Origin of the sequence: Caballeronia pedi (assembly GCF_001544915.2) — a bacterium.
In the GTDB taxonomy this organism is placed as follows: domain Bacteria; phylum Pseudomonadota; class Gammaproteobacteria; order Burkholderiales; family Burkholderiaceae; genus Caballeronia; species Caballeronia pedi.
In genome coordinates this window covers 54,457-79,062 of record NZ_FCOE02000032.1, presented here as the reverse complement: position 1 = coordinate 79,062, position 24,606 = coordinate 54,457, and the positions used below count along the sequence as shown (strand labels likewise).

Genomic DNA, 24,606 nt, shown 5'->3' with positions numbered 1-24,606 from the left:
GTCTTCTCCAGAGAATAAGTCAGGGCGGTTCGATCAGTGCGCGCTGGCGCCATCGTCCGATCCCACGCGAACCGCGCTTTTCGGCAGGCCCAGCAGAATCGTCAGGCCGCCGCAGATGACGAGGGCGATCAGACCCAGCAGCCCGATCTGGATGCTGCCGGTCACGCCTTTGATCCAGCCGATCAGGGTCGGGCTGACGAAACCGCCGAGGATGCCGAGCGAGCTGATTACCGCGATGCCGGCTGCGGCGGCGTCGCGGCCAAGATAAGTGGGCGGAATCGACCAGAACAGCGATCCGCCGCCGAAGATGAAGAACGAGGCGACGCACAGCAGCGCCATCACCGGCACGACCGCGAAGCCGAGGAAGGACGTCGAGGCCAGCGCCACCGCGCCGACGACGAGACTGCCTCCGACATGCCAGCGCCGCTCTTTCAGACGGTCCGAACTGCGGCTGATGACGAGCACGCCGAGCGCACCGAAGACATAAGGCACCGCCGTGTACCAGCCGATCGTCGCGATCGGGGCGATGCCGAGGCCTTTGATCATCGTCGGCAGCCAGAAGGTGAGCGTGTAGACCGCGCAGGCACAGCAGAAGTAGATGAAGGCGAGCATGTAGGTCTTCGGGTCCGCCAGCGCAGCGGCCAGCTTGCCGTGATGTCCGGACTTCGCGTCGCCACGGTGGTCGGCATCGAGAACCGACTGCACGAGGCGCTTCTCGGTGTCGTCGAGCCAGGGCGCGCGGGCCGGCTTGTCCGGCAGCATGCGATACAGCACGAACCCCAGCAGAACGGTCGGCAGACCTTCGACGAGGAACAGCCATTGCCAGCCATGCATGCCGCCGAGGCCTTCCATGCCGCTCATGATCGTGCCCGACAGCGGACCGCCCAGGACGCCCGTGATCGGCATGCCGAACAGGAACAGGCCGGTCACACGGCCACGGCGCTGGCTCGGATACCAGTACGTCAGATACAGAATGATGCCGGGGAAGAAGCCCGCTTCGAAGATGCCGAGCAAAAGCCGAATGCCGTAGAACTGCCAGGGTTCGCTAACGAAGGCGGTCGCCGCCGACGTGAGTCCCCACAACACCATGATGCGCAGGAAGGACAGGCGTGCGCCGATTCTTTCCAGCAGCAGATTGCTGGGCACTTCGAACAGCAGATACGTGACGAAGAAAATGCCCGCGCCGAGGCCATAGACCGCATCGGAGAAGGCGAGGTCCTGCTTCATCTGAAGCTGCGCATAGCCGATGTTGATGCGATCGAGAAACGCGAACACATACGCGATCAGGACGATCGGCATGATGCGCCAGCTGATCTTGCGGAAAACGGCGTCTTCGACTATCTGGTCCGTCGAACCTCCGACGAGCGCGGCTGCGGCGGGCAGCGAACGTGCGCGAATCATGCGTGTCTCCTGGTCTTGTATGACACGCATTATTTCGAGCGAGCGCGTTCACGACTGTCGATCGCGCGACAATTCGGATCAGCGTAAACACCGAGGCGCTATCTTGCCAGCGCGTCCAGCCCGGCTACATCCAGCACGACGATGCCGCCGTACCCGGTGCGCACGAGGCCGGCGTTCTTGAAGCGGGTCATCGCCTTGTTGCACGTTTGACGCGACACGGCGGCAAGGTTGGCCAGTTCTTCCTGGGACAGCGGCAAATGCGCCGCGCCACTCGGATTCGACAACGGCTGCACCATGCCCACCAGCGCGCGTGCAACGAGACTGTCGGTATCGAGCAGCCCATGCGCGACGACCGCGCCCATGAACCAGTGCAGACGCTCGTTGACCTGCCGCAGCAGGAAGTCGTTGAACGAGGGCTGATGCTCGCGCAGCCAGTCGAACGTGGCGCGCGGAATCTGCACGACGCGGCTGTCGCGCAGCGCGATCAGGTCGGATTCACGCGGTTTGTTTCGAATCAGCGTGCCTTCGCCGAACCAGCTGCCGGCCGATTGTCCGCCCAGCGTGACGGTCTGACCATCGCGTGCGGTGATCGACCATTTGATCAGGCCTTCGAGCATGCCGAACCAGACATGCTGTTTGTCGCCGTGGTGCCCGAGCGCCTGATTAGCGGCGACAGAGCGCTCCGATGCGGCCGCGCGCACGCGTGCCTGCGCCGCTTCGTCGAGCTTCGCGAACCATGTCGACTGTGCGAAGAGTTCGTCGATCGTGAGGGCCGTCGCCGCGATGCGATTTTGCCGCGTCATAGCGTGCTCCCGGCGCTGCACGCACTGCGTGCCGGGCGAACTGTCGCTGGCTTGACAGTGTTACGGGCGCAATTCGCGCACAATGGTCGGACTGAACGCTGGAGCATGGACCGTGAGTAAAGAAACTGTCTGTCGTATCGATGTGCAATTCGGCGATTGCGATCCCGCCGGCATCGTCTTCTTTCCGAATTTTTCGCGCTGGATGGACGCCGCGTCGCACGATTATTTTATACAGTGCGGCCTGCCGCCATGGCGCGAGATAGAGGCGCTGCCGAATTGCATCGGCGCGCCGCTGCTGGAAATCCACACGCGTTTTCATATCTCGGCGACCTACGGCGAACGCCTCGAGGTGCATACGCGCGTCGAGGAATGGCGCGGCAAGGTCTTCGTGCAGAGCCATCGCATCATGCGCGGCGACACCCTGATCTGCGAAGGGCGCGCGACGCGCGCTCTGTGCATCAAGCAAGCCGATGGGCGGCTCAAGGCCGTGCCCGTGCCCGAGTTCATTCGCAGCGCATGCGAATAAGCGCGGCGCGATTCATGTTCGATAAGAGGGTTTCATGACGACATCCACAGGCCAGCGGGTGCTGGTGACCGCGGGCGCGGGCGGAATAGGGCGCGCGATCGCGGAAGCATTCGTATCGGCGGGGGCGAGCGTGTTCGTCTGCGATATCGACGAAGCCGCGCTTCAGCAGATGCGCGCGCAATTGCCGGGCGTGCGGACGTCGGTGTGCGATATCGCGGATCGCGCCGCGGTTTCGCGCATGGTCACCGAGGCGTCCGCCGCGCTCGGCGGACTGGATGTCCTGATCAACAACGCGGGAATCGCCGGGCCCACCGCGAGTGTCGAGGACATGGACCCCGATGCGTGGGAAGCCGTGCTTCGCGTGAACCTCACGGGCACGTTCCTGGTCACGCAGCAGGCCATACCGTTCCTGAAGCAATCGGACGCCGGCGTGATCCTCGTGATGTCGTCGCTTGCGGGCCGCTTCGGGTATCCGAACCGCAGTCCCTACGCGACGACCAAATGGGGGCTCATCGGCTTCACCAAGACCTTGTCGCGCGAGCTGGGCGAATTCGGCATCAGGGTCAACGCGATACTGCCCGGCGCGGTCGAAGGTCCGCGTATTCAGCAGGTGCTGGCGGGACGCGCATCCGCGAGCGGCCGAACTGTCGCGCAGGAAGAGGCTGCGGCGCTCGGCAATCAGTCCATCAAGCATTTCGTCGATCCCGCGCACATCGCCGGGCTTGCGGTCTTTCTCGCTTCCGACGCCGGGCGCTCCATCTCCGGACAAATGATTCCCATCGACGGCGATTCGCAAAGCGCCGCCTGAAATCAGGGTAAACGTCAGGGCCGCGAGAATTATCTTGAAATAGTTGGTGTACGGAGTATATTCGTCATCAACGTGATCTGAGACACACTGGAGCGAGACCTCATGCAATTTCATCTCAATGGATTCCGCGTCGGCGACCCGACCATCGAACCGGCGGCCGAAGGCGCACCGCATGTCGAACTGCCCGAGACGGTCGATGTGCTCATCGCCGGAAGCGGGCCGGCGGGGCTGGTGCTTGCGGCTCAGTTGTCGCAATTCCCGTCGATAAAGACGCGCATCGTCGAGCGGCGCGCGGGACCGTTGCTGATGGGGCAGGCGGATGGCGTCGCATGCCGTACTGTCGAGATGTTCAATGCATTCGGCCTCGCCGACCGCCTGTTGCGCGAAGCTTATTGGGTGAACGAGACCGTGTTCTGGAGACCGGATGCGGATGATCGTGGCGCGATCAAACGTACCGGGCGTGTTCAGGATACCGAAACAGGCATGTCGGAGTTTCCGCATGTCATCGTCAATCAGGCGCGCGTGCAGGACTATCTGCTCGATTCGATGCGTCGCTCCGCGCAACGGCTCGAACCGGACTACGATCTCGAAGTCGTGGACATTCAACGCGATGATAGCGACGAGTATCCGGTGCGCGTGACGTTGCGTCGGACGGATGCGGCACGGCTCGACGAGAAGGTCATCGTGCGTGCGCGCTATGTCGTGGGTTGCGATGGCGCGCGCAGCCGCGTGCGCACGGCCATCGGCCAGACTTTACACGGCGATGCGGCCAATCACGCATGGGGCGTGATGGATGCGCTCGCCGTCACCGACTTTCCGGATATCCGGCTGAAGGCGGCGATCCAGTCGGCGAGCAAGGGCAATCTGCTCATCATTCCGCGCGAAGGCGGGTATCTGGTGCGCTTTTACGTCGATCTCGGCGAAGTCGCGCCGGAGAATCGCGACTCCATCAAACAGACCACCGTCGATCACATCATCCAGACTGCGCAGCGGATCTTGCATCCCTATACGCTCGACGTGAAAGAAGTCGCGTGGTTCTCGGTCTATGAAGTGGGGCAGCGTCTGGCCGATCGTTTCGACGATGCAATCGCCGCCGACGGCACTTCACGCGAGCCGCGCGTGTTCATCGCGGGCGATGCCTGTCATACGCATAGCGCGAAAGCGGGACAGGGCATGAACGTCTCGATGCAGGATGGCTTCAATCTCGGCTGGAAACTCGGCGCGGTGCTGCAAGGACATGGCGACCCCGACCTGCTGCGCACGTATTCCGATGAACGCCAGCCCGTCGCGCAAGAGTTGATCGACTTCGACAAGGAATGGTCCGCGATGATGGCCGCGCCGCCGAAAGATCCCAGCCGGCCCGAAGCGGGCGGTGTGGACCCCGCGGAACTTCAGGCCTATTTCGTGCGCGCCGGCCGATATACGGCGGGCGTCGCCACGCACTACAAGCCGGGCGTGCTGACGGGCGAGGGCACGCATCAGCCGCTCGCGCGCGGCTTCACGATCGGCACGCGCTTTCATTCATCGCCCGTGATTCGTCTCGCCGATGCCAAGCCGATGCAACTCGGCCACGCCGCCCGCGCGGATGGCCGCTGGCGTCTGTACGCTTTTGCGGACGCGAACCGCGTCGCGCTCGACGCGCTGTGCGAACATCTCGTCACGTCGCCGGATTCCGTCTTGCGTTTCGCCGCTGAAGAGAACGCGGACGCGGACGCCATCTTCGATCTTCGCGCGGTGCTGCAGCAAGCGCATCGCGAAGTCAGACTCGAAGATCTGCACGCTTCGCTGTTGCCACGCAAGGGGCGCCATGGCCTCATCGACTACGAGAAGGCATTTACGAGCGACGCCGTGACTGATATCTTCGACGAGCGCGGCATCGACCGCGAGCGGGGCGCGCTCGTCGTGGTCCGTCCGGACCAGTACGTCGCGCATGTCCTTCCGCTGAACGCCTACGCCGAATTGAATGCTTTCTTGCGGCCTGTTTTCCGAACGATCATCCCGTCGTCAGACGCCTAGACATTGCCGACCAAACAACCTGAACCCGAAGCGCTCTCCAGATTCACGGGGAGCCTGGTACGCCGCGCCCAGCAACGCCACGTCTCGGTGTGGCTCAACGAAGTCTCCGCGGAGATCACCAGCGTGCAGTACGCGGCGCTGGAGATCCTGCAGAGGAAGCCCGGTGTCAATCAGCGGCAACTCGGCGATGAACTCGACGTGGACCGTTCGACCATCGCCGATCTGGTTGCGCGCATGGTTCGAAACGAACTGATCAAGCGCTCGGATGATCCCGTCGACAAACGCAGCTATGTGCTGTTTCTCACGCCGTCGGGCAAGAAGCAGCTCGCGGCGTTGCGCCCGCGTGTCGAAGAGGTCGAGCGCATTCTTACCGCGAGGTTGACGCAGGCGGAGCGCATGGAGTTGCGACGCCTGCTTTCGGCGCTGTTGCCGTTGGGCGAGTAGTATTTCGTTGGGTCGTGAGTTCGACGCGAGGTCCAGCCATGCAACTTCAAACGGGTAATTTGTTCAGCGTCGAAGCGAAGCGCGGCGGCGATGAGCGGATCGACATGCTCATCACGGGGCAGCGCCTGAACGTCGAACGGATCGTATCGATGGGACATGCGAGTCCCGAAGGCTTCTGGTACGACGACTCGCGGGCCGAGTGGGTCGTGCTGTTGTCGGGCGCCGCCGTGCTCGAGTTCGAAGACGATTCCACGCGCCATGACATGCGCCCCGGCGATTACGTGCTGATCGAACCGCATTGCCGTCATCGTGTTGCGTGGACGCACGCCGAAGAGGCGACCGTCTGGCTCGCCATCTATCACGAACGCTGAAAAGAGCAACGGGCACATCGCCTCTCGCGCAATGTGCCCGCCGCCTGCTCACGGAGTCACCGCATCACGACATCGGCCGCGCTCAGAAGCGATGCCGCATGCCCAGCGTGACTGAAACCTGACTGTTCGTCGACGATGCGGACAAGCCGTTGATCGCCGCCGTGATGCCGGAGTCGCCGGTGTCGCTCACGTGCTGATACACGCCTTGCAGATAGACATCGGTGCGCTTGGACAGCGCATAGGCCGTCTGAAGGCTGAACTGGTTCCACTTCGGATCGACGCCATCGAGATGGCCGTCGGTGAAGGTGTATGCGCCGGACAGCGACCATGCGGGCGTCAGGCTGTAGCGGCCGTTGACTTCATAGTTGGTAAAGCGTGCGCTGCCGCCATCGAGCGTGATGCCGCTCGTCGTGCCCGAAGCCGATGCGCCGATGCCCGTCGCGCCGTCGAGCCGCGTCTGCGTGAAGACGAAGCCCGCCTGCGCCGGCCCGAACGTATAGCTGAGACCCGCGCCGAAGGTGCGCTGACGATTCGCGCTGAAGGTGGCGTCATCGCTCACGGCGCCGCTCGAATTCAGCGTTGCGCCGGCGTTGTTCAGTTGCATATAGCTCGCCGCAACATTCAACGGGCCGTAGTTGTACGACGCGCCCACGCTGTATGCGCGATTCGTCGCGAAGCCGCCTGCGTCGTTCGAGAAGCCGTACAGGCCGCCGAACCTGAAGCCGCCGTAGTTCACGCTCTGATACTTCACCGAGTTGCTGACGCGGAACGAGTTGTCGAGGTTGTCGTTGTCGAAGGGATGCGCGGCCTGCGTGCCGCCGTATTGCGTGCCCGTGAGCGCGAGCGGGCCGAGATAGTCGACCACGGAATCGTACTGACGGCCGAGCGTGAGCGCGCCCGCGCGGTCGCTCGACAAGCCGACGAACGCCTGGCGGCCGAACTCGCGTCCACCCTGCCCGAGCTTGCCGTTCATGATGTTGAAGCCGTCTTCGAGAGTAAAGATCGCCTTCAGGCCGCCGCCGAGATCTTCCGCGCCGCGCAGGCCCCAGCGACTGCCGTTGACGGCGCCGCTCGTCGCCTGAAAGCTGTGGGCGCCGCCCTGATTGTTCGTGTAGGTGAGGCCCGCGTCGATGAGGCCGTAGAGCGTCACGCTGCTTTGCGCGTGCGCCGCGCCCGCGGCGGTGCCGAGCATGGCGAGCGCGAATAGGGATTTCTTCACTGTGTTTCTCCGAGAGAGCTTGAGGTTCGCGGCTTCGCGCGGCGCATGCTTGCATGCACTGCGCGAAGCGGCCGTCCGATCGATAGGTCGACGCATCGGACGACGGATTAAATCACGGCATAGGACGTGTCTTCATTCCGTCTCGGTTACGGAATGTTGTGTAAGAGATTGCCGATATCGACACTCAGGAAGAGGAATGCGTGAAGCATCAATGCGTTAAAGGACACGTCGTGTGGGACGTGTCCTTTAATGGTCATTACCGGGGGTAACGTCCTGTAGGAATCGCGACGATGTTGTGGTCTGTGCGCGACACGAAGCACTCTGGATCGGCCTATTCGCGATCCACCTCCTCCAGCGAAAGCCCCTTCGTTTCACGCACGAAGCGGATCACGATCATGCCGGCCACCGCCGCCACCAGTGTGAAGCCGATGATCGCATCGGGCATCGAAAAGCCGAAGCGATGCATCGTCGAGAGCACGATGAAAGGCGCAATGCCGCCGCCGATCACGCCGAAGTTATAGAGAAAGCCGACGCCCGATGCGCGCACGTCGCGCGGCAGATTCTCGGTCAGCACCGTGCCCCAGATACCCGACGAACCGATCAGGAAGAACCCGCCCGCGAACGAACACGCGATGATGAGCGCCATATGGCCCACGGCCAGAATGACGCCCGCAACGCACAGCGCGCCGATCGCGATCATCACCGAAATTGCGTTGCGCCGCCCGAGCTTTTCGGCGATGAAGCCCGACGCGACGAAGCCGAAAATCTGCCCCAGCGCCGATGCCATCGTGATCTGGCTGATCGCGGCAGGCGCGAGTTCCGCCGCACGCAGATAGGTAGGCAGCAGCGCCTGAAACGGCCACGATCCGAAGCACAGCACGAAGATCAGCAACGCGAGATACGACACGCGCTTCGGATACTTCGAGAACAGTTCGGCCACGGGATTCGCGCGCCACGTCGTCGTCTTCGCGGCTGCGCGGCTCTTCCATTCGCGCGATTCGGGCACGAGAAAGATGATGAAGAGACCGAGCAATACAGCGGGCGGCAGGCCCACGAAGAACATGCCGCGCCAGCCGAAATCCGGATAGATGAATTCATAGGCCAGCGCCGCACCGATCGCGCCGACGCCCCAGCCCGTGTCCAGAATGCCGATGCCGATCGCGCGATGCTTCTCCGGCCACGACTCCGCGACCATCGCCGCACCGAGCGAAAATCCCGGCGCCATGCCGAAGCCCAGCAGCAGACGAAACACCGCTAGCGCGGTGAAGCTCCACGACAGCCCGGTGGCGACCGCGCCGAGCGTGAACCATGTCAGCGTGATGAGCAGCGGAATCTTTCTGCCGATGCGATCCGACAGGCCGCCGAACAGCAGCCCGCCGATCCAGCGTACGCCGTACGTTGCGAGCAGCAGCAGGGAAGCGGTATCGAGCGTGACGTGAAAGGCCGTGGCAATATCGCGCAGCACGAAGGTGATGGCGAGAAAATCGAGCGCATCGTTGACCCAGACACCCCACGCGGCGATCAGCACGCGCCATTGCGTCCATGTGATATCGCGATACCAGCGGCGCGAACCTTCCTGTGAAAGCGCGAGTTCCTTCTGCATACGGGTGTCTCCTGATGACCAGCTTTAATGTAACCGGTATCATTTCACATAAGTCATCTTATATAAAGATGGTTTACCATTAATTCAATCAACGATGTAACCGAATACAAGGCCGCCTTTCATGGAAAGACTTGTTACCCTCGCACCCGGCGTGAAGGTCTCGCGCATCGTCGCTGGCATGTGGCGCGTGATGCGCTGGAACATGACGCCAGCCGCGCTTGCCGGGTTCGTCGAAGCCTGTATCGATATCGGCGTGACGAGCTTCGATCATGCCGATATCTATGGCGGCTACGCGGCCGAGTCCGCTTTCGGCGATGCGCTCGCGCTGCAGCCATCCTTGCGATCGCGCATGCAGTTGATCACCAAGGCGGGCATCAAGGCCGTATCGCCTGCGCGGCCCGCGCATCGGCTGAAGCATTACGACAGCAGCGGTTCGCATCTTCGTGAAAGCGTCGAACGTTCGCTGCGCGCGTTGCGGACCGACCATATCGACCTGTTCCTGCTGCATCGTCCCGACCCGCTGATGGATGAAGACGATCTCGCGCGCGAAATCGAAAAGCTCGTCAGCGAAGGCAAAATCGGTGCGTTCGGTGTGTCGAACTTCGACGCGCGCGACTTCGATGCACTGCATTCGCGTGTGCCGCTCGCGACGAATCAGATCGAGTTGTCGCCGTTTCATTCGTCGCCCATCGAAGACGGCACGCTCGCCGCGATGAAAGCCGCACGCGTCACGCCGATGTTATGGTCGCCGCTCGGCGGTGGCCGCCTCTTCGACGAAAGCGATGAAGCCGCTGCACGTGTGCGCGACGTCTTGAGGCGCGTTCAGGAAGAACGAGGGCTGGCGAGCTGGATATCGGTGGCGTACGCGTGGGGGTTGAGGCTGCCGTCGAGGCCCGTTGCGATCGCGGGCACGCAGCGCATCGAAGGCATGCGCGATGCGATCCAGGCGCTCGATATCGAACTCACGCGCGACGAATGGTTTGCGGTGTGGGAAGCCGCGCGCGGCAGGGAAGTGGACTGAAGCGCCGGCAATCAGCCCGTCTTGCGCCGCGTCTTCGGCGGCGCGCCCGACGACTGCCGCACGATGATTTCCGCATCGAACTTCACGCTCTGCGCGCTGCCTTTCTGCGCCAGCTCCGCGAGAATCACTTTCGCGGCGGTCGCGCCGATCTCGGCGCTCGGCACGCGCACGGTCGTGATGGAAATGGGCAACTCCGACATGAGTTCGAAATCGTCGAAACCGACGAGGCTCAGGTCCTTCGGAATGTCATAACCTTTCTGCATGGCTTCGAGCATGGCGCCCATCGCGAAGGAACCGTTGCCGCAAATCACTACTGTAGGCGGTTGCGGCGTGTCCATCACCTTCGAGAACAGCGCACGCCCTTCGCGTGCGCCCCAGTAGCCTTCGACCATATGCGCGGCCGTGATGCCGAGCCCATGCTCGGCCAGGGCATCGCGCACGCCTTCGCGACGCGCGCGGGCGCGGTCGTTGGAGTCGGCGTTCTGCGAGAGCATCGCAAAACGCTGATGACCCAGGCCGATCAGATAGGTCGTGAAATCGAAGAACGCTTGATGATTGTCGATACCCACGCACAGCTTGTCGCTGCCCTCGCGATACGCGAACGTATTGACGTAAGGCACCTGACGTTGCGCGAGCAGCGTGTATAGATCGGGATGATGCGCCTCGCCCACCAGCACGACGGCATCCACGCCGCGTTCGAGCATGGTGCGCACCTGGCGATATTCGCGCTCGGGGTCGTACTGCGAGCAACCGAGCAGCAGCGTATAGCCCACTTGCTCGAGCGTTTCCTGAAGCGTCTGGATGGCGGTCGCGAAGTGCTCGTTGGCGAGCGTGGGAAACACCGCGCCGATGGTGCCGGTGCGTTGCGTGGCGAGCGCGCGCGCCGCGGCGTGCGGCACCCAGCCCAGATGCTCGATCGCGACCTTGATGCGCGAGCGCAGCTCGTCGGACACGACCTCGGGATTGTTCATCACGCGCGACACGGTGGCCGACGAAACGCCTGCGAAGCGCGCGACATCGCGAAGCGTCACGCCGGACGAGCGGGGCTTCTTGCCGGCATCGGCTTCTTCGGTCACGGGTTGTCTGCTCTTGGCCATGCCTGATCTTGGGTTCGCGCGGGTGCGCCGATTATAGCAATCACCTGCGATGCAAAAATCGGCGCCGCCTGCGCGAAAACTCTTGTTTCAGGACTTGTTCGAAAGCTTCTTCGCCCATTTCATCAGATGACGGCCCGCCGCCACGACTTCGCCGTGCTGGTTGATGACTTCCATGTCGGCGGTGCTGCGGCGCTTCTCTTCGTCGATTTCGGCGACGCGATAGATCACCGTCACCGTATCGCCCAGCAGCACCGGCTTGATGAAGCGGATGCGGTCATAGCCCGCCGACACCGGAAACTCGTCGATGTCGGTGCGATGAATGATGTGCGCAATCGAAATGGTCGACGCCGTGGACATATAGCCGACCAGCAACGCGCCATGTGCGATGCGCCGTCCGATGGCCGACTTCTCCTGCATGTATTGCTCGTTGATGTGCGTGTCGCTGAAATCGCCGGTAAGGCCTGCGAACAGCGTTACGTCGACTTCGCCGACGGTCTTGGCGAAACGGTATTCGTCGCCGATCTCGACGCCCTGGATGCCCATGTCTGTCTCCTTTGTAGCCAATGAATGATCGAAGCGACGCACGTGGTCGTTCGATTCGGCTTCGATGTTACCGGTTACATTGGCGCGTGTAAATCGCGACAGGAAATTTTTGTGCCGCAGTGATGCGCCTCAGATCGCTTGGATAGTGGTATTCCCTAGCCAAGGTTCAAACCGCGAGATTCCTCTTGAAAGCCTCAATGAGACCGGTTACATTTCGTCCGTGGCCAGCATGTTCGCCAAGGCAAAAACGGAGACGACTCAAACATGGAACGTATTTCCAGCGACGACGCAGCCGCATTGCTGCGCTCGGGCGATTCCATCGTCATCAGCGGTTCGGGCGGTGGGCACGCGGTGCCCGAAGCGCTGCTCGCAGCAGTGGAGCGGCGCTTTCTCGCGGAGCAGCAACCGCAGGGGATTACTTCGATCAGCGTGGTCGGCATCGGCGACCGTGCTGCGCTCGGCGCAAGCCATCTGGCGCACAAAGGTTTGCTCAAGCGCGCCATCACGAGCGCGCTGGTCGATTCACCCGGTCTCGTGACGATGGCCGCGGACGACAGCATCGAGGCTTACACGCTGCCGCAAGGCGTGCTCTCGCAACTCATGCGGGAAATGGCGGGCGGCCGTCCCGGTCTCATCACCAAAACGGGTTTGGGCACCTTCGTCGATCCGCGTCAGCAGGGCGCGCGGCAAAGCCCGTCGACGGAAGAAATGCTGGTCGAGCTGATGCATATCGACGGTGAGGAATGGCTGCGCTTCAGGCCGTTTCCCATCGACATCGCGTTTCTGCGCGGCACCACGGCGGATGAAGACGGCAACGTCACGATGGAACAGGAAGCCGTGCTCGGCGAGATGCTCGCGATGGCGCAGGCGACGCGGCGCGCAGGCGGCATCGTGATCGTGCAGGTGAAACGCATGGCGCGCAGCGGCACGCTGCCGCCCAAGAGCGTGAGAATTCCCGGCATTCTGGTGGACTTCGTGGTGGTCGAACCGGAGCAACGGCAGACCTACGCGACTGATTACGACCCGAGCTACGCGGGCGAACTGCGCGTGCCGCTGTCGGATATCCGCGCGTTGCCGTTCGGGCCGCGCAAGGTGATCGTGCGCCGCGCCGCGATGGAGTTATATCCACGTGCAGTGTGCAACCTGGGCGCCGGCATATCGACGGGGCTTTCCACCGTCGCCGCCGAAGAAGACCTTCTTGATTCAGTGATCCTGACCAATGAACAGGGCTTGATCGGCGGAGCGCCCATCACGGGCCGCGATTCCGGCGGCGCGCAGAATTTCGCGGCAATGATCGAACAGCCTTCGCAATTCGATTTCTACGATGGCGGCGGTCTCGATCTCGCGTTCCTGTCCTTCGCGGAAGTCGATGCGCGCGGCAACGTGAACATCAGCCGCTTCGGCGACAAGATCGTCGGCGTCGGCGGCTTCATCAACATCAGCCAGAACGCGAAGAAAGTGATCTTCAGCGGCACGCTGACGGCGGGCGGTCTCGATGTGCAGTGGGAAAACGGCAAAACCGACATCGTGCAGGAAGGCAGGCATCGCAAGTTCGTGCGCTCGCTGGAACAGATCTGCTACAGCGCGCCGCTCGCGCACGCACGCGGCAACAGTGCCTTGTTCGTCACGGAGCGCGCGGTGTTTCGTGTCGGTGACGAAGGGCTGGAGCTGATCGAGGTCGCGCCCGGCGTCGATATCGAACGCGACATCTTCGCCCAGATGGATTTTCGTCCGGCTGTCGCCCGCGATGTGCACGAGATGGATGCGCGCATCTTCGCGCCGGGTCTCATGGACATCAAGGAAGAGACGGTCGCGCGTGAGCGGCGGCATCGTTCAGAGCGCATTGCCGAGTGGTATCGGAGCAGAACATGACGAGCCTGCCGATTACCGGGCGCACGCGGATGTACGGGATCATCGGCGATCCCATCGTGCAGGTGCGTTCGCCCGAAGTCTATACACGCAAGTTCGCGGACGCGGGCGTCGACGCGGTGCTGGTGCCGCTGCATATCGGCGCAGACGAGATCGATGCGGTGCTTCCCGCGCTGCTGCGACTGAAGAATCTGGACGGATTGCTCGTCACGTCGCCGTTCAAGACGAACGCGCTCGCCATTGCCGATGAAGTGCATTCGCGCGGTCGACGCATCGGCGCCGTGAACGCATTGCGACGCGATGAACAGAACCGCTGGCACGCGGATATGTTCGACGGCGAAGGCTTCGTGCGCGGCCTGCTTGCGAAAGGGCATGCGCTTAAAGAGAAGCGCGCGCTGGTGATCGGTTGCGGCGGTGCGGGCGCGGCCATCGCGGTGTCGCTCGCGGATGCGGGCGTCGCGCATATCACGCTATGCGATCTCGACCGCGAAAAAGCGCGCGCGCTCGCGTCGCAACTCGACGCATCGTGCGACGGCTGCACGATCGTCCCCGGCGATGCGAACGCGGATGACGCGGACCTCATCGTAAACGCATCGGTCGTCGGCATGAAGCCGGGCGATGGCATGCCCGCGCCGTTCGAATCGTTCAGAAGCGCACAGATCGTCGGCGATGTGGTGCTGCGCCCGCCCGGCGAGCCGACCGCGCTGATCGCGAAGGCGATCGAATGCGGCTGTCCGGTCGTGACGGGCATCGACATGCACAGCGGCCAGATCGACGCCATCCTCGAATTCTTCCGAATCGCTTAGAGCAGGAACACATCATGTCTTTGCTGGGCAAAGCAGTCGTGCTGATCTGGAACGATGTCGTCGCCGAGGCGCGCGACGGCTTCTATGAATGGCACGACAAGGAACACATTCCCGAACGCCTTTCGCTCGATGGCTTTCTGCGCGGCAGACGCTATCGCGGCGACGATGCATCGCCGGAATGGCTCACCGTCTACGAAGCGCGCGACCTGGACGTGCTCACGGGCGCAGCCTATCTCGAGCGCCTCGATAACCCGACGCCGCTGACGCGTGCATCGGTGAAGCACTTTCGCAACACGGCGCGCTCGATCTGCACCATCGACGCGACGCGCGGCGACAGCACGGGTGGCTACGTGCTGACGCTGCACATGCGCGTCGATGAGCACGCAGGGACAGTGCCCGCTTTCTTCGATGATTTGCTGGCCCGCGGCGATGTGCTCGCGATGCATCGCTTCATCGCGGACGAAGGCGCGAGCAACGTGCAGACCGCCGAGGCGAAGGAACGCGCGTTCACCGTGCCGAGCCACATCCTGATGTTCGAAGCAGCGACGCGCGATGGCGTCGAAGCCTGCCGTCGCGCGCTCGACGCACACGACTGGGCGAGCAACGGCGCGCTTGCCGAACGCGCGCAGGTCTATGCGCTCGAAATAAGCCGCCTGTCGCAATCACTGCATATCTGAAACAAGGGGACGAAACGATGAAGCTGCTGCGCTATGGCAATCCGGGTCAGGAAAAGCCCGGCATTCTCGACGACGAAGGCCGCATCCGCGATGCCTTCGCCATCACCGACGACTTCGATGCCGCGTTCTTCGCGCGCGGTGGCATGAAGCGGCTCGAAAGCGTGGACATCGACACGCTGCCGATCGTCGAAGGCAAGCCGCGCATCGGCGCGTGCATCGCGAAGCCGGGCAATTTTATCGCTGTGGGTCTGAACTACGTGCAGCACGCCATCGAAACGAACGCGCCTATTCCAGACGAGCCGATTCTCTTCAACAAGGCACCATCATGCATCTGCGGTCCGAACGATCGCGTGTTGCTGCCGCGCAATTCGACCAAGGCCGATTGGGAAGTGGAGATCGCGCTGGTGATCGGCAAGCGTGCACATTATGTCGGCGAGGAACACGCGCTGGATTACGTCGCCGGTTATTGCGTGTGCAATGACGTGTCGGAACGCGCATTCCAGCTCGAACACGGCGGCCAGTGGGTGAAGGGCAAGATGGCGCCGACCTTCGGTCCGCTCGGGCCTTGGCTCGTCACGCCGGATGAACTCGGCGACGTGCAGAAGCTGCCGCTGTGGCTCGAACTCAACGGCAAGCGCATTCAGAACTCGTCCACGTCCGACATGATTTTCCCGATCCGCAAGCTCGTGTCGTACATCAGCCAGTTCGTGGTGCTCGAAGCAGGCGATGTCATCACGACCGGCACGCCGCCGGGCGTCGGACTCGGCATGAAGCCCGAGCAGTATCTGAAGCCGGGCGACGTGATGCGTCTGTCCGTCGTAGGACTCGGCGTGCAGGAGCAGACCGTCGCGCGCTGGGACGAGCAATAAACCATCGCACCGCCCGCACGCATCGGGCATACAGAGAAGCGAGGAGACGATCATGAAACGGAACTGGTTGATGGCTGTGGCGGTAGCGGGTGCGTTCAATATCGCGCATGCGGATCAGATCGAAGTGCTGCACTGGTGGACTTCGGGCGGCGAATCGAAAGCGGTCGGCGTGCTCAAGCAGGACGTCGAGAAACAGGGCGTCACGTGGAAGGACTTCGCGGTGGCGGGTGGCAGCGGCACCAACGCGCTCACCGTGTTGAAGACGAATGTCGTCGCGGGTCATCCGCCATCGGCGGCGCAATTGAAGGGGCCGTCCATTCACGACTGGGCGGAGCAGGGCGTGCTCGTCGATATCGACTCGGCTGCGCAAGGATGGGACAAGCTCATCCCTTCGCAGGTCGGCAAGTTCCTGAAATATGAAGGCCATTATGTGGCCGTGCCGGTCGAGATTCATCGCATGAACTGGCTGTGGATCAACAAGGAGATTCTCGACAAGGTGGGCGGCTCGCCGCCCAACACCTGGCCCGAGTTCTTCGCGCTCGCGGACAAGATGAAGGCAGCTGGCTATACGCCGGTCGCGCACGGCGCGCAGCCGTGGCAGGACGTGAATCTGTGGGAAGGCGTGGTGCTTTCGCAGGGCGCCGACTTCTATCGCAAGGCCGTGGTGGAGCGCGATCAGCAGGCGCTGACATCGGAGAAGATGATTCAGGTCTTCGATATCGTGCGCAAGATCGGCGCTTACTACGACAACGGCACCACGGGCCGCGACTGGAATCTCGCGACGATGATGGTCATCAACGGCAAGGCGGGCATGCAGTTCATGGCCGATTGGGCGAAAGGCGAATTCGCGCGCGCGAACAAGGTGCCGGGCAAGGACTATCTGTGCGTGCCACGCCCCGGCACCGCAGGCTCTTACATGTTCAACTCGGACTCGCTGGCGTTCTTCGCGCAGAACGGCGCGAACAAGGCGACGCCGGGCCAGCTCGTGCTCGCGAAGGCGGTGATGTCGCCGGAGTTCCAGGAGCAGTTCAGCCTGTACAAAGGCTCGATCCCGGCGCGTATCGGCGTGCCCATGGACAAGTTCGACGATTGCGCCAAACGCTCTTACGCCGATGAACAATCGGCTATCAAGGCCAACACCATCGTGCCGTCGCTCGCGCAAGGGATGGCGCAGAGCGAGGCTGTCGCGGGCGCGATGACCGACGTCGTCACGAAGTTCATGCACTCGCAGCAGGACAGCAGGACGGCAGTGCAGGCGCTCGCGGCCGCGGCCAAGGTCAACTAGGCGTCTCATGAGGGCGCTTCGTCCGAAGCGCTCTTTCCTTGCTCCGAAAAATCAGGATCACTCATGAGTAGTGTCGAAAGCGCTCGCCCTCGGCGTGAGCCTCGAATCGCTGCGCCACGCGCGAAAGCGGCTTTCAACGCAGATGCGTGGCTGCCGAAACTCGTGCTTGCGCCGAGCATCGCTGCCAGTCTGGTATTCGTATATGGCTTCATCGGCCTCACGGCGTGGATATCGTTCACCAACTCGCGGCTGATGCCACGCTATGCACTAGCCGGCGTGGGCCGCTACCGCGAACTGTTCGCCAACGATGTATGGTGGACGTCCGCCGCCAACCTCGGCTGGTTCGGCATTCCGTTCATTGGCTTGTGCATGGGCGTGGGTTTGCTGCTCGCCATTCTGCTCGACCAGAAGATTCGCATCGAAGGCGGGCTGCGCGCGATCTATCTCTATCCGATGGCGCTGTCGTCCATCGTCGCGGGCACGGCGTGGCAATGGATTCTCCAGCCCGGCGCGGGCATCGACAAAGTCATGCACGATCTGGGCTTCGCGAGCTTTTCGTTCGGCTGGCTGGGCGATCCCGACAAGGCCATTTTCTGCGTCGTGATGGCCGCCGCTTGGCAGTCGACGGGCTTCGCCGCCGCGCTGTTTCTCGCGGGGCTGCGCGGTGTCGATGCCGAGATCTTCAAGGCCGCGCAGGTGGACGGCGCGACGCTGCCGGTCATCTATCGAAAGATCGTGATTCCGGGTATGCGGCCCGTGTTCTTTTCGGTGATGCTGATTCTCGCGCATATCACCATCAAGACTTTCGATCTCGTCGTCGCGTTGACGGCGGGCGGGCCCGGCACGTCGTCATCGCTGCCTGCGATCTTCATGTACACGTTCTCCTTCAACCGGGGGCAACTGGGCGTCGGCGCCGCCGCGTCGATGATGATGCTCGCGACCATCGTCGCGGTGCTCATTCCGTTGATGTATCTCGAATCGAGGAGCGCTCGCGATGCACGCTAAACCGGGTTTCAATCGCGCCTGCGTCTATGCTGCGCTGATTCTCTTCGCGCTGTACTTCATCCTGCCCATGTACGTGATGTTCAGCACATCGTTCAAGAGCATCGAGGAATTGCGCACCGGCAACCTGCTCACGCTGCCTTCGCAGTGGACCATCGCGCCGTGGGTGAAGGCATGGTCGGAGGCCTGCACCGGTGTGCGCTGCGAAGGCATGCGGCCGTTCTTCATGAACTCGGTGAGCATGGTGATTCCCGCTGTCCTGCTGTCGACGCTGATCGGCGCATTCAATGGCTACGTGCTGACCTTGTGGCGCTTTCGCGGCGCGGACGCGCTTTTCACGATGCTGATGGTCGGCTGCTTCATACCCTTCCAGGCGATTCTCCTGCCGATGGCGCGTCTCGAAGGTCTGCTTGGCATATCCAACTCGACGGCCGGTCTCGTGCTCGTGCACGTGATCTACGGCATCGCCTTCACGACGATGTTTTTCCGCAATTTCTACGTGAGCGTGCCTTCCGAACTGGTGAAGGCGGCACGAATCGACGGGGCGGGCTTTTTCACGATCTTCACGCGCGTGCTGCTGCCCGTGTCGTTGCCGATCCTGATGGTTTGTCTCATCTGGCAGTTCACGCAGATATGGAACGACTTCCTGTTCGGCATCGTGTTTGCAGGCGCGGATTCCATGCCTATCACCGTCGCGCTGAACAATCTCGTCAACACGTCGGAAGGCACCAAGGAATACAACGTCGACATGGCCGCGGCGATCATCGCGGCGCTGCCTACGTTAGTCATTTATCTGCTGGCGGGGCGTTACTTCGTGCGCGGGCTCACCGCCGGCGCGGTCAAGGGCTGAGAGGCGATACACACATGGCAAGTCTTTCCATCGAAAACGTGCACAAGCGCTATCCCAATGGCGCGGATGTGCTCAAGGGCGTCGATATCGAAATCGACGACGGCGAGTTCCTGATCCTGGTTGGCGGCTCGGGCTGCGGCAAGTCCACGCTGCTCAACATGATTGCGGGTCTCGACACGGTGAGTGAGGGCGAAATCCGCATAGGCGGACAGCGCGTGAACGATCTGTCGCCGAAGGATCGCGATATCGCGATGGTCTTTCAGTCCTACGCGCTGTATCCGTCGATGAGCGTACGCGACAACATCTCGTTCGGGCTGAACATCCGCAAGGTGGCGAAGGACGAGCAGAAGAAAATCGTCGAGCGCGTGTCGGATACCTTGCAGATCGGGCATCTGCTGGACCGCAAGCCGGGGCAGTTGTCGGGCGGCCAGCGTCAGCGCGTGGCGATGGGGCGTGCGCTCGCGCGCGACCCGTCGCTGTTCCTGTTCGATGAGCCGCTGTCGAATCTCGATGCGAAGCTGCGCATCGAGATGCGTTCGGAGATCAAGCTGATGCATCAGCGTCTGAACTCGACGATCGTATACGTGACGCACGATCAGATCGAAGCGATGACGCTGGGCGACCGCATCGCGGTAATGAAAGACGGCGTCGTGCAACAGTTCGGCCCGCCGCAGGACATCTACGATGCGCCCGCCAATCTCTTTGTCGCGGGCTTCATCGGCGCGCCGCCGATGAACTTCGTACACGGCAAGCTCGTATCGCTGGGCGCGGGCGTAGGGCTGGAAATCGACACGGGCGTTGCGCGTGGCGTGCTGATGCTGCCGTCGGATGCACTGCGTTCGCGCATGGGGCAAACGGTGATCGTCGGCATCCGGCCAGAGCGGATCACGGATGCGCGCAGCGCGCACGGCGAGAGCGGTGCGTCGTCGCAGCGCTTCACGGTGCGTGTCGACGTAGTCGAGCCGACCGGTCCGGACACGCTCGTGTTCGCTCAGGTCAACGGCAGGCGGATGGTGAGCCGCGTGCATCCGTCGTCGGAAGCGCGGCCCGATGCGAATCTCGAACTCGTTTTCGATGTGTCGAAAGCGGTCGTGTTCGATCCGGCGAGCGAGCGGCGCATTGCGTGACGTGTCGTCATGATCTACATGCCGACGTAACCGACCGGCTTCGTCGTATTGCTCTTCGCGACGCTCGCGTTCATCGACACCACGTATTGCGGCGACTCCGTGAGCGTCAATGTCACCGCGCCGTTCGTGTATGGCACGCTCGATACGTTGCCCATCGCGTCGATCAGTTGCACCGTGCCGCTGTTGCCGTCGGCATCGACCTTGAGGGTATAGCTCACGCTGTAGGTCGAGCTGAACTCGCCGTTAGACGCGGGCCACGCATCGTTGTCGTGCGTCCATAGCGCGGTGATGATGCGGCCTTCGTTCAGCTGCTGGAAACCATACGCGTAGACGCCGGTGGGCAGGTCGTTCACGGGACCGAGCGTCGTCGTGCCGTCGAGAATGCGCGTCAGCGCGGCGACCGCCATCGCTGCGGGCTTCGGCGCGATGTTCGTCGCGTCGACCGAGCCCTGCGGTTCGTCGAGGTCGAAGAAGGTGCCGAAGCCGATCTCGTCGGGAAAGTCCGGGCCGTAGAACACATACGTCTGATCCGCGCCTTCGCCCAGAAGGATGATGTGCGCGCGCGCGACGACCGCGCCTTGCGCGAACAGGATGTTCGGTGTCGGATAGTCCGGGCCGTAGCTCGCGCCGGCGTCGTAGTTGATGCCGGTTTCCGTCACGAACAGCCTCATGTCCGGCTTGTATTCCTGCTGCATTTCGGCGCGAAGATCGCGCATCTGGTTGAGCAGTGAGTTATCGGCATTCGATTCGGTATACAGACGTTCAGGCGGATTCGACGGTGACGAGCCGGCAGGATCGTAGTAACCGTGCGTCGCAACGCCATCGATGTATTGCGCGAAACCGAGCGATGCGAGCGCTTGCAGGCGCTCGGTCGTATGCATCGGAAACGACTCGGTCGGGCCCATGACCACCGCGTGCGGGTCGGTCGAATGCAGGCCGTCGTAGACGTGCTGATAGAGCGCGACGAGGTTCTTGTCAGAATCCTTCCACATGACTTCCGGTTCCCACGTGACCTGGTAATAGTTTCCGGACATCGTCGGATAGTATTTGGCGCGGATCGATTCCGTTTCCTGTCCGACACGCGCCATGTAGTTGCGGTAATAACCGAGATCGTTCGGGATATACGCGTGGTCGGGGTTCAGGCCGTGCATGCTCGCACCGCCGGGCAGGCCGTCGAGCCGCACGAGACGCATCACCGTGCCGGACTTGTAGAACGGATCGAGATAGTCCGTCGATGGATCGAACTCGAAGCGATCGTCGGGTTCCATCAGCGCCATCTCGCGATCATCGATCGTCCACGAGATGCCGAGCAACGACAGCGCCGCGCTCCAGTCGTTGAAGCCCTGCATGCCGAAGCGATGCTGGTCCTGCTTCGTGTATTCGACGGCAGGAATCGCGCTCGCGAGATTCGGGATCACGCCGAAGCTCGCGAAACCGTCCGGACGCGTGCCGGATGATTTCACCTGGCCGCCAGCGCGGTCGAGCGTCGCGGCGATCTGGAAGTAGCCCGCGAGCGTCGATGTGCACGCGAGCGTGCTCGTCGTCGCAGCGGCGGGCACGGCGAAACTGCCGCTTGCGACCGTGTTGCCGTATGTATCGGCGATGGTCCATCTGAGCGTGTCGGCCGCGCGGGCGTGAGTGGTGATCGCGATGTTTATCTGCGCGTCGATGGGATAGGTGCGGGTGCCGTCGGAGTTCGGTGTGTCGGCGGTGATCAGGCCGCGGCCAGCGGACGCGGGCGTGAAAGTAGGAGCGGCGCAGATTATCTGGTGTGCTGGCGCGGCATGAGTCGCGGACGATGGAGAGGCGGCATCGTTGCCGTCGCATGCGGCGAGCGTGACGATCAGTGGCGAGAGATAAAGGAAGGTGCTTTTCATGGATTTCTTTCTCGATGACCGAGCGGCATTTGATACGCAACAGCAATGCAACACGATCGAGAACGGGAAAACAGCGAGGCCGACTCGGAAAACCATTGCGTCCAATGGTAGTACGAAGGAGCGAACGCATATGAATGGCTGTTAAGTGAAACATCTGACGATAATGAAAAATGTGATAATTAACATTATGTAAACATATAAGCTCACGCGACCTACCCAACCTAAGCATTGACTCCATCCGAAAATCAGCCTATAACCATCCATATGGATGGTACACGGATGCCCCAAACCCCAAAATGTCGAAAGAACCACTCAACCAGCCTCGCGGCGGCGAGACCGAAAAAATCACCATCAACCTCGGTCCCATCGATCTGGGCCAAATCGACCTGCTCGTCGAAGAAGGCTTTTACTCGAACCGCACGGACCTGATCCGCACCGCAATCCGCAATCAACTGTCGGTTCACGCGCCCGTCGTCAAGGACACGGTGACGCGCCGTGAGCTCGTTCTGGGTCTCCAGCACTTTTCGAAACAGGACCTCGAAGCAGCCCGCGCTGCCAATCAGCGACTCAGAATCCAGGTGCTGGGACTAGCCAGCATCGCCACCGACGTATCGCCCGAACTCGCTTTGGCGACGATCGACTCGATTCTGGTGCGCGGCGCGCTCCATGCATCACCGGCACTCAAGGCCGCGCTGGCGGACCGGATCCGCTAGCGCCCGCACTCCCATGCCGATAACGGAAAAAAACATGAAACTCAATGAAGGCTTTCTTGACTCGATGAAAGAGGCGTTCGCCCTCTTTCGCAACAACGATGCCGCCGCCGCGGCGGAAGTCGTGAAGCGCGCCATGCGTGGCGAGCGGACACCCGCACCCCGCGCCCAACAACACGCAGACGTCGATAAAACGCCGCCGCGGCATCACCCGCACGTCGCGCGACCCGACTCCGACGTGCTCGATCGCGGCCACTTCAGCACGCGACGCTACGTCGATACTGCCGGCCAGCGAAGCTACAAGCTCTACGTGCCGAGCGGCTATCGCAATGAGCCGCTGCCGCTCGTCGTGATGCTGCATGGCTGCACGCAGGACGCCGACGATTTCGCCGCCGGCACGCGCATGAACGCGCTGGCCGAAACGCACGGCTTCATCGTCGCCTATCCGGTCCAGCCGCAGAGCGCGAATGCGTCGAAGTGCTGGAACTGGTTCAAGCCGGGCGATCAGCAACGCGATCAGGGCGAGCCATCGCTGATCGCGGGAATGACGCGCGAGATCATGGCGAATCACAGCGTGGACCCGAAGCGCGTGTATGTCGCCGGCTTGTCGGCGGGAGGCGCGATGGCGGCGATCATGGCGCAGCGCTATCCGGATCTGTACGCGGCGGCGGGCGTTCATTCCGGGCTGCCCGTCGGAAGCGCGCACGACTTGCCGTCCGCGCTCGCAGCGATGCGCGGCGGCAAGGTCAAAGCCAAGGCAGGCCGCGCGGGCATGCACGACGCACCAACGCCAAAATGCCCGCTCATCGTATTTCACGGCGACGCCGACGCAACCGTGAATCACGCCAACGCCCACGAACTGATGCGCGGATTCACAGCGAACGAGACAGTGTCCGCTGCCGGTCTCGGCGCGCGCAAACACTCGGTCCAAAAAATGACGTCCAGAGAAGGCGTAGCCGCCGAACTATGGACCATTCACGGCGCACCCCACGCATGGTCAGGCGGCTCCCCGAGCGGCACCTACACCGATCCCAGCGGACCCGATGCCAGTGCCGAGATGCTGCGCTTCTTCCTCGCACACCCTCGCCGGCACTGATCGTCCTCAGCCTGCGGGCATGCTTTCGAGCAAGCGCTTCAACCGCGTCACCGCCTCGTCGGATTCGGACTGGATCATGCCCTTCAGCACGATCCGGTTCACGAGCGCGAACCACAGCGAAGGCGCGCGATACGTGAATTCGCGAACGAAGCGCGTGCCCTTCTCTTCCGGCGTGAGCGCATAGGTGACCGTGCCCGCGGCGCGGCCATCGATCACACCATCGATCGACCATCTCGCTGGATACGCTTTGTCGCTGACGGTCCACACGACGCGGCCGCGTCTGCCTGCCACGCGAAACGCCTCGACGACCTGCTCACCCACATCGAGCGGATGGTCCACCTTCCCTTGCACCGATAGCGACGACGGATGCCATGCCGGCCAATGCGCCGGCGTCGTGACGAAGTCGAATACGACCGAGGGCGCACGCCGTATCTCGACGACGCTGACGATGCGCGTTTCCGGCGACACGTCGCGCGGCAACGGAATCAGAAGCGCGCCGACGATGACCAACAGCGACGCCAGCAACACCAGCAGAGTCCTGATCATCGAACATGCTCCGCATATCGCCGTCCGCATTCGCGAACGC

24 protein-coding genes are annotated in these 24,606 nt (G+C 62.5%); 16 read left to right on the top strand and 8 right to left on the bottom strand.

The features are described 5' to 3' along the window. Positions 1–33 precede the first annotated feature (33 nt). Both AWB80_RS32195 and AWB80_RS32190 read right to left on the bottom strand, forming a co-directional pair. On the bottom strand, positions 34–1,401 hold the full coding sequence (locus AWB80_RS32195) for an MFS transporter (protein ID WP_061178725.1): 1,368 nt from the start codon (positions 1,399–1,401) through the stop codon (positions 34–36). Between the two features lie 98 nt (positions 1,402–1,499). Continuing rightward, the gene (locus AWB80_RS32190) at positions 1,500–2,204 is read right to left on the bottom strand and encodes a Crp/Fnr family transcriptional regulator (RefSeq protein ID WP_061178724.1); all 705 of its coding nucleotides are present in this window, start codon (positions 2,202–2,204) and stop codon (positions 1,500–1,502) included. A 112-nt stretch (positions 2,205–2,316) separates the two neighbouring features. On the opposite strand from AWB80_RS32190, the gene AWB80_RS32185 reads away from it, so the two are divergent. From AWB80_RS32185 to AWB80_RS32165, 5 genes are all read left to right on the top strand, one after another. Then, a complete protein-coding gene (locus AWB80_RS32185) occupies positions 2,317–2,730 on the top strand; it encodes an acyl-CoA thioesterase (RefSeq protein WP_061178741.1) in 414 nt (137 codons plus the stop codon). A 34-nt stretch (positions 2,731–2,764) separates the two neighbouring features. Further along, entirely contained in the window at positions 2,765–3,538 is a 774-nt protein-coding gene (locus AWB80_RS32180) for an SDR family oxidoreductase (protein WP_061178723.1), read from the top strand. A 102-nt stretch (positions 3,539–3,640) separates the two neighbouring features. After that, positions 3,641–5,554 carry an FAD-binding monooxygenase gene (locus AWB80_RS32175; RefSeq protein ID WP_061178722.1) on the top strand — a complete coding sequence of 638 codons (1,914 nt, stop codon included), beginning with the start codon at positions 3,641–3,643 and terminating at the stop codon, positions 5,552–5,554. 3 nt (positions 5,555–5,557) lie between these two features. After that, a complete protein-coding gene (locus AWB80_RS32170; RefSeq protein WP_061178721.1) occupies positions 5,558–5,998 on the top strand; it encodes a MarR family winged helix-turn-helix transcriptional regulator in 441 nt (146 codons plus the stop codon). A gap of 38 nt (positions 5,999–6,036) precedes the next feature. Then, entirely contained in the window at positions 6,037–6,369 is a 333-nt protein-coding gene (locus AWB80_RS32165; RefSeq protein ID WP_061178720.1) for a cupin domain-containing protein, read from the top strand. Between the two features lie 82 nt (positions 6,370–6,451). Here the strand turns inward: AWB80_RS32165 and AWB80_RS32160 are convergent, their stop codons facing one another. Next, positions 6,452–7,588, bottom strand: a complete 1,137-nt coding sequence (locus AWB80_RS32160; protein ID WP_061178740.1) for a porin — start codon at positions 7,586–7,588, stop codon at positions 6,452–6,454. Positions 7,589–7,919: 331 nt separating this feature from the next. Then, a complete protein-coding gene (locus tag AWB80_RS32155; protein WP_061178719.1) occupies positions 7,920–9,191 on the bottom strand; it encodes an MFS transporter in 1,272 nt (423 codons plus the stop codon). Between the two features lie 121 nt (positions 9,192–9,312). On the opposite strand from AWB80_RS32155, the gene AWB80_RS32150 reads away from it, so the two are divergent. After that, a complete protein-coding gene (locus tag AWB80_RS32150) occupies positions 9,313–10,212 on the top strand; it encodes an aldo/keto reductase (protein ID WP_061178718.1) in 900 nt (299 codons plus the stop codon). 11 nt (positions 10,213–10,223) lie between these two features. Here the strand turns inward: AWB80_RS32150 and AWB80_RS32145 are convergent, their stop codons facing one another. Beyond that, positions 10,224–11,309 (bottom strand): LacI family DNA-binding transcriptional regulator, encoded by a 1,086-nt coding sequence (locus AWB80_RS32145; RefSeq protein WP_061178717.1) that lies wholly within the window; start codon positions 11,307–11,309, stop codon positions 10,224–10,226. A gap of 87 nt (positions 11,310–11,396) precedes the next feature. Beyond that, positions 11,397–11,852, bottom strand: coding sequence for a MaoC family dehydratase (locus tag AWB80_RS32140; RefSeq protein ID WP_061178716.1), 456 nt, complete (start codon positions 11,850–11,852; stop codon positions 11,397–11,399). Between the two features lie 264 nt (positions 11,853–12,116). On the opposite strand from AWB80_RS32140, the gene AWB80_RS32135 reads away from it, so the two are divergent. The 8 genes from AWB80_RS32135 to AWB80_RS32100 all read left to right on the top strand — a co-directional run bounded on the left by AWB80_RS32135 (position 12,117) and on the right by AWB80_RS32100 (position 20,337). Next, the gene (locus AWB80_RS32135) at positions 12,117–13,724 is read left to right on the top strand and encodes an acyl CoA:acetate/3-ketoacid CoA transferase (protein ID WP_061178715.1); all 1,608 of its coding nucleotides are present in this window, start codon (positions 12,117–12,119) and stop codon (positions 13,722–13,724) included. After that, on the top strand, positions 13,721–14,527 hold the full coding sequence (locus tag AWB80_RS32130) for a shikimate dehydrogenase family protein (protein ID WP_061178714.1): 807 nt from the start codon (positions 13,721–13,723) through the stop codon (positions 14,525–14,527). Before AWB80_RS32135 ends, AWB80_RS32130 begins: the two co-directional genes overlap by 4 nt. A gap of 14 nt (positions 14,528–14,541) precedes the next feature. Beyond that, positions 14,542–15,204 carry a DUF4286 family protein gene (locus AWB80_RS32125; RefSeq protein ID WP_061178713.1) on the top strand — a complete coding sequence of 221 codons (663 nt, stop codon included), beginning with the start codon at positions 14,542–14,544 and terminating at the stop codon, positions 15,202–15,204. A gap of 17 nt (positions 15,205–15,221) precedes the next feature. Continuing rightward, positions 15,222–16,073, top strand: a complete 852-nt coding sequence (locus tag AWB80_RS32120; protein ID WP_061178712.1) for a fumarylacetoacetate hydrolase family protein — start codon at positions 15,222–15,224, stop codon at positions 16,071–16,073. 70 nt (positions 16,074–16,143) lie between these two features. Then, positions 16,144–17,358 (top strand): ABC transporter substrate-binding protein, encoded by a 1,215-nt coding sequence (locus AWB80_RS32115; protein WP_425266905.1) that lies wholly within the window; start codon positions 16,144–16,146, stop codon positions 17,356–17,358. A 63-nt stretch (positions 17,359–17,421) separates the two neighbouring features. After that, on the top strand, positions 17,422–18,363 hold the full coding sequence (locus AWB80_RS32110) for a carbohydrate ABC transporter permease (RefSeq protein WP_087131759.1): 942 nt from the start codon (positions 17,422–17,424) through the stop codon (positions 18,361–18,363). Continuing rightward, positions 18,353–19,210 carry a carbohydrate ABC transporter permease gene (locus AWB80_RS32105; RefSeq protein ID WP_061178710.1) on the top strand — a complete coding sequence of 286 codons (858 nt, stop codon included), beginning with the start codon at positions 18,353–18,355 and terminating at the stop codon, positions 19,208–19,210. Before AWB80_RS32110 ends, AWB80_RS32105 begins: the two co-directional genes overlap by 11 nt. A gap of 14 nt (positions 19,211–19,224) precedes the next feature. Beyond that, on the top strand, positions 19,225–20,337 hold the full coding sequence (locus AWB80_RS32100; protein ID WP_061178709.1) for an ABC transporter ATP-binding protein: 1,113 nt from the start codon (positions 19,225–19,227) through the stop codon (positions 20,335–20,337). A gap of 14 nt (positions 20,338–20,351) precedes the next feature. Here AWB80_RS32100 and AWB80_RS32095 read toward each other — a convergent pair whose 3' ends face one another. Beyond that, positions 20,352–22,214, bottom strand: coding sequence for a hypothetical protein (locus AWB80_RS32095; RefSeq protein ID WP_061178708.1), 1,863 nt, complete (start codon positions 22,212–22,214; stop codon positions 20,352–20,354). A gap of 296 nt (positions 22,215–22,510) precedes the next feature. On the opposite strand from AWB80_RS32095, the gene AWB80_RS32090 reads away from it, so the two are divergent. Then, entirely contained in the window at positions 22,511–22,927 is a 417-nt protein-coding gene (locus tag AWB80_RS32090; RefSeq protein ID WP_061178707.1) for a hypothetical protein, read from the top strand. Between the two features lie 34 nt (positions 22,928–22,961). Further along, complete coding sequence (locus AWB80_RS32085) at positions 22,962–24,020, top strand: extracellular catalytic domain type 1 short-chain-length polyhydroxyalkanoate depolymerase (RefSeq protein WP_061178738.1); 1,059 nt, start codon at positions 22,962–22,964, stop codon at positions 24,018–24,020. Between the two features lie 6 nt (positions 24,021–24,026). Here AWB80_RS32085 and AWB80_RS32080 read toward each other — a convergent pair whose 3' ends face one another. Continuing rightward, positions 24,027–24,566, bottom strand: a complete 540-nt coding sequence (locus tag AWB80_RS32080) for an SRPBCC family protein (RefSeq protein ID WP_061178706.1) — start codon at positions 24,564–24,566, stop codon at positions 24,027–24,029. Between the last annotated feature and the right edge of the window lie 40 nt (positions 24,567–24,606).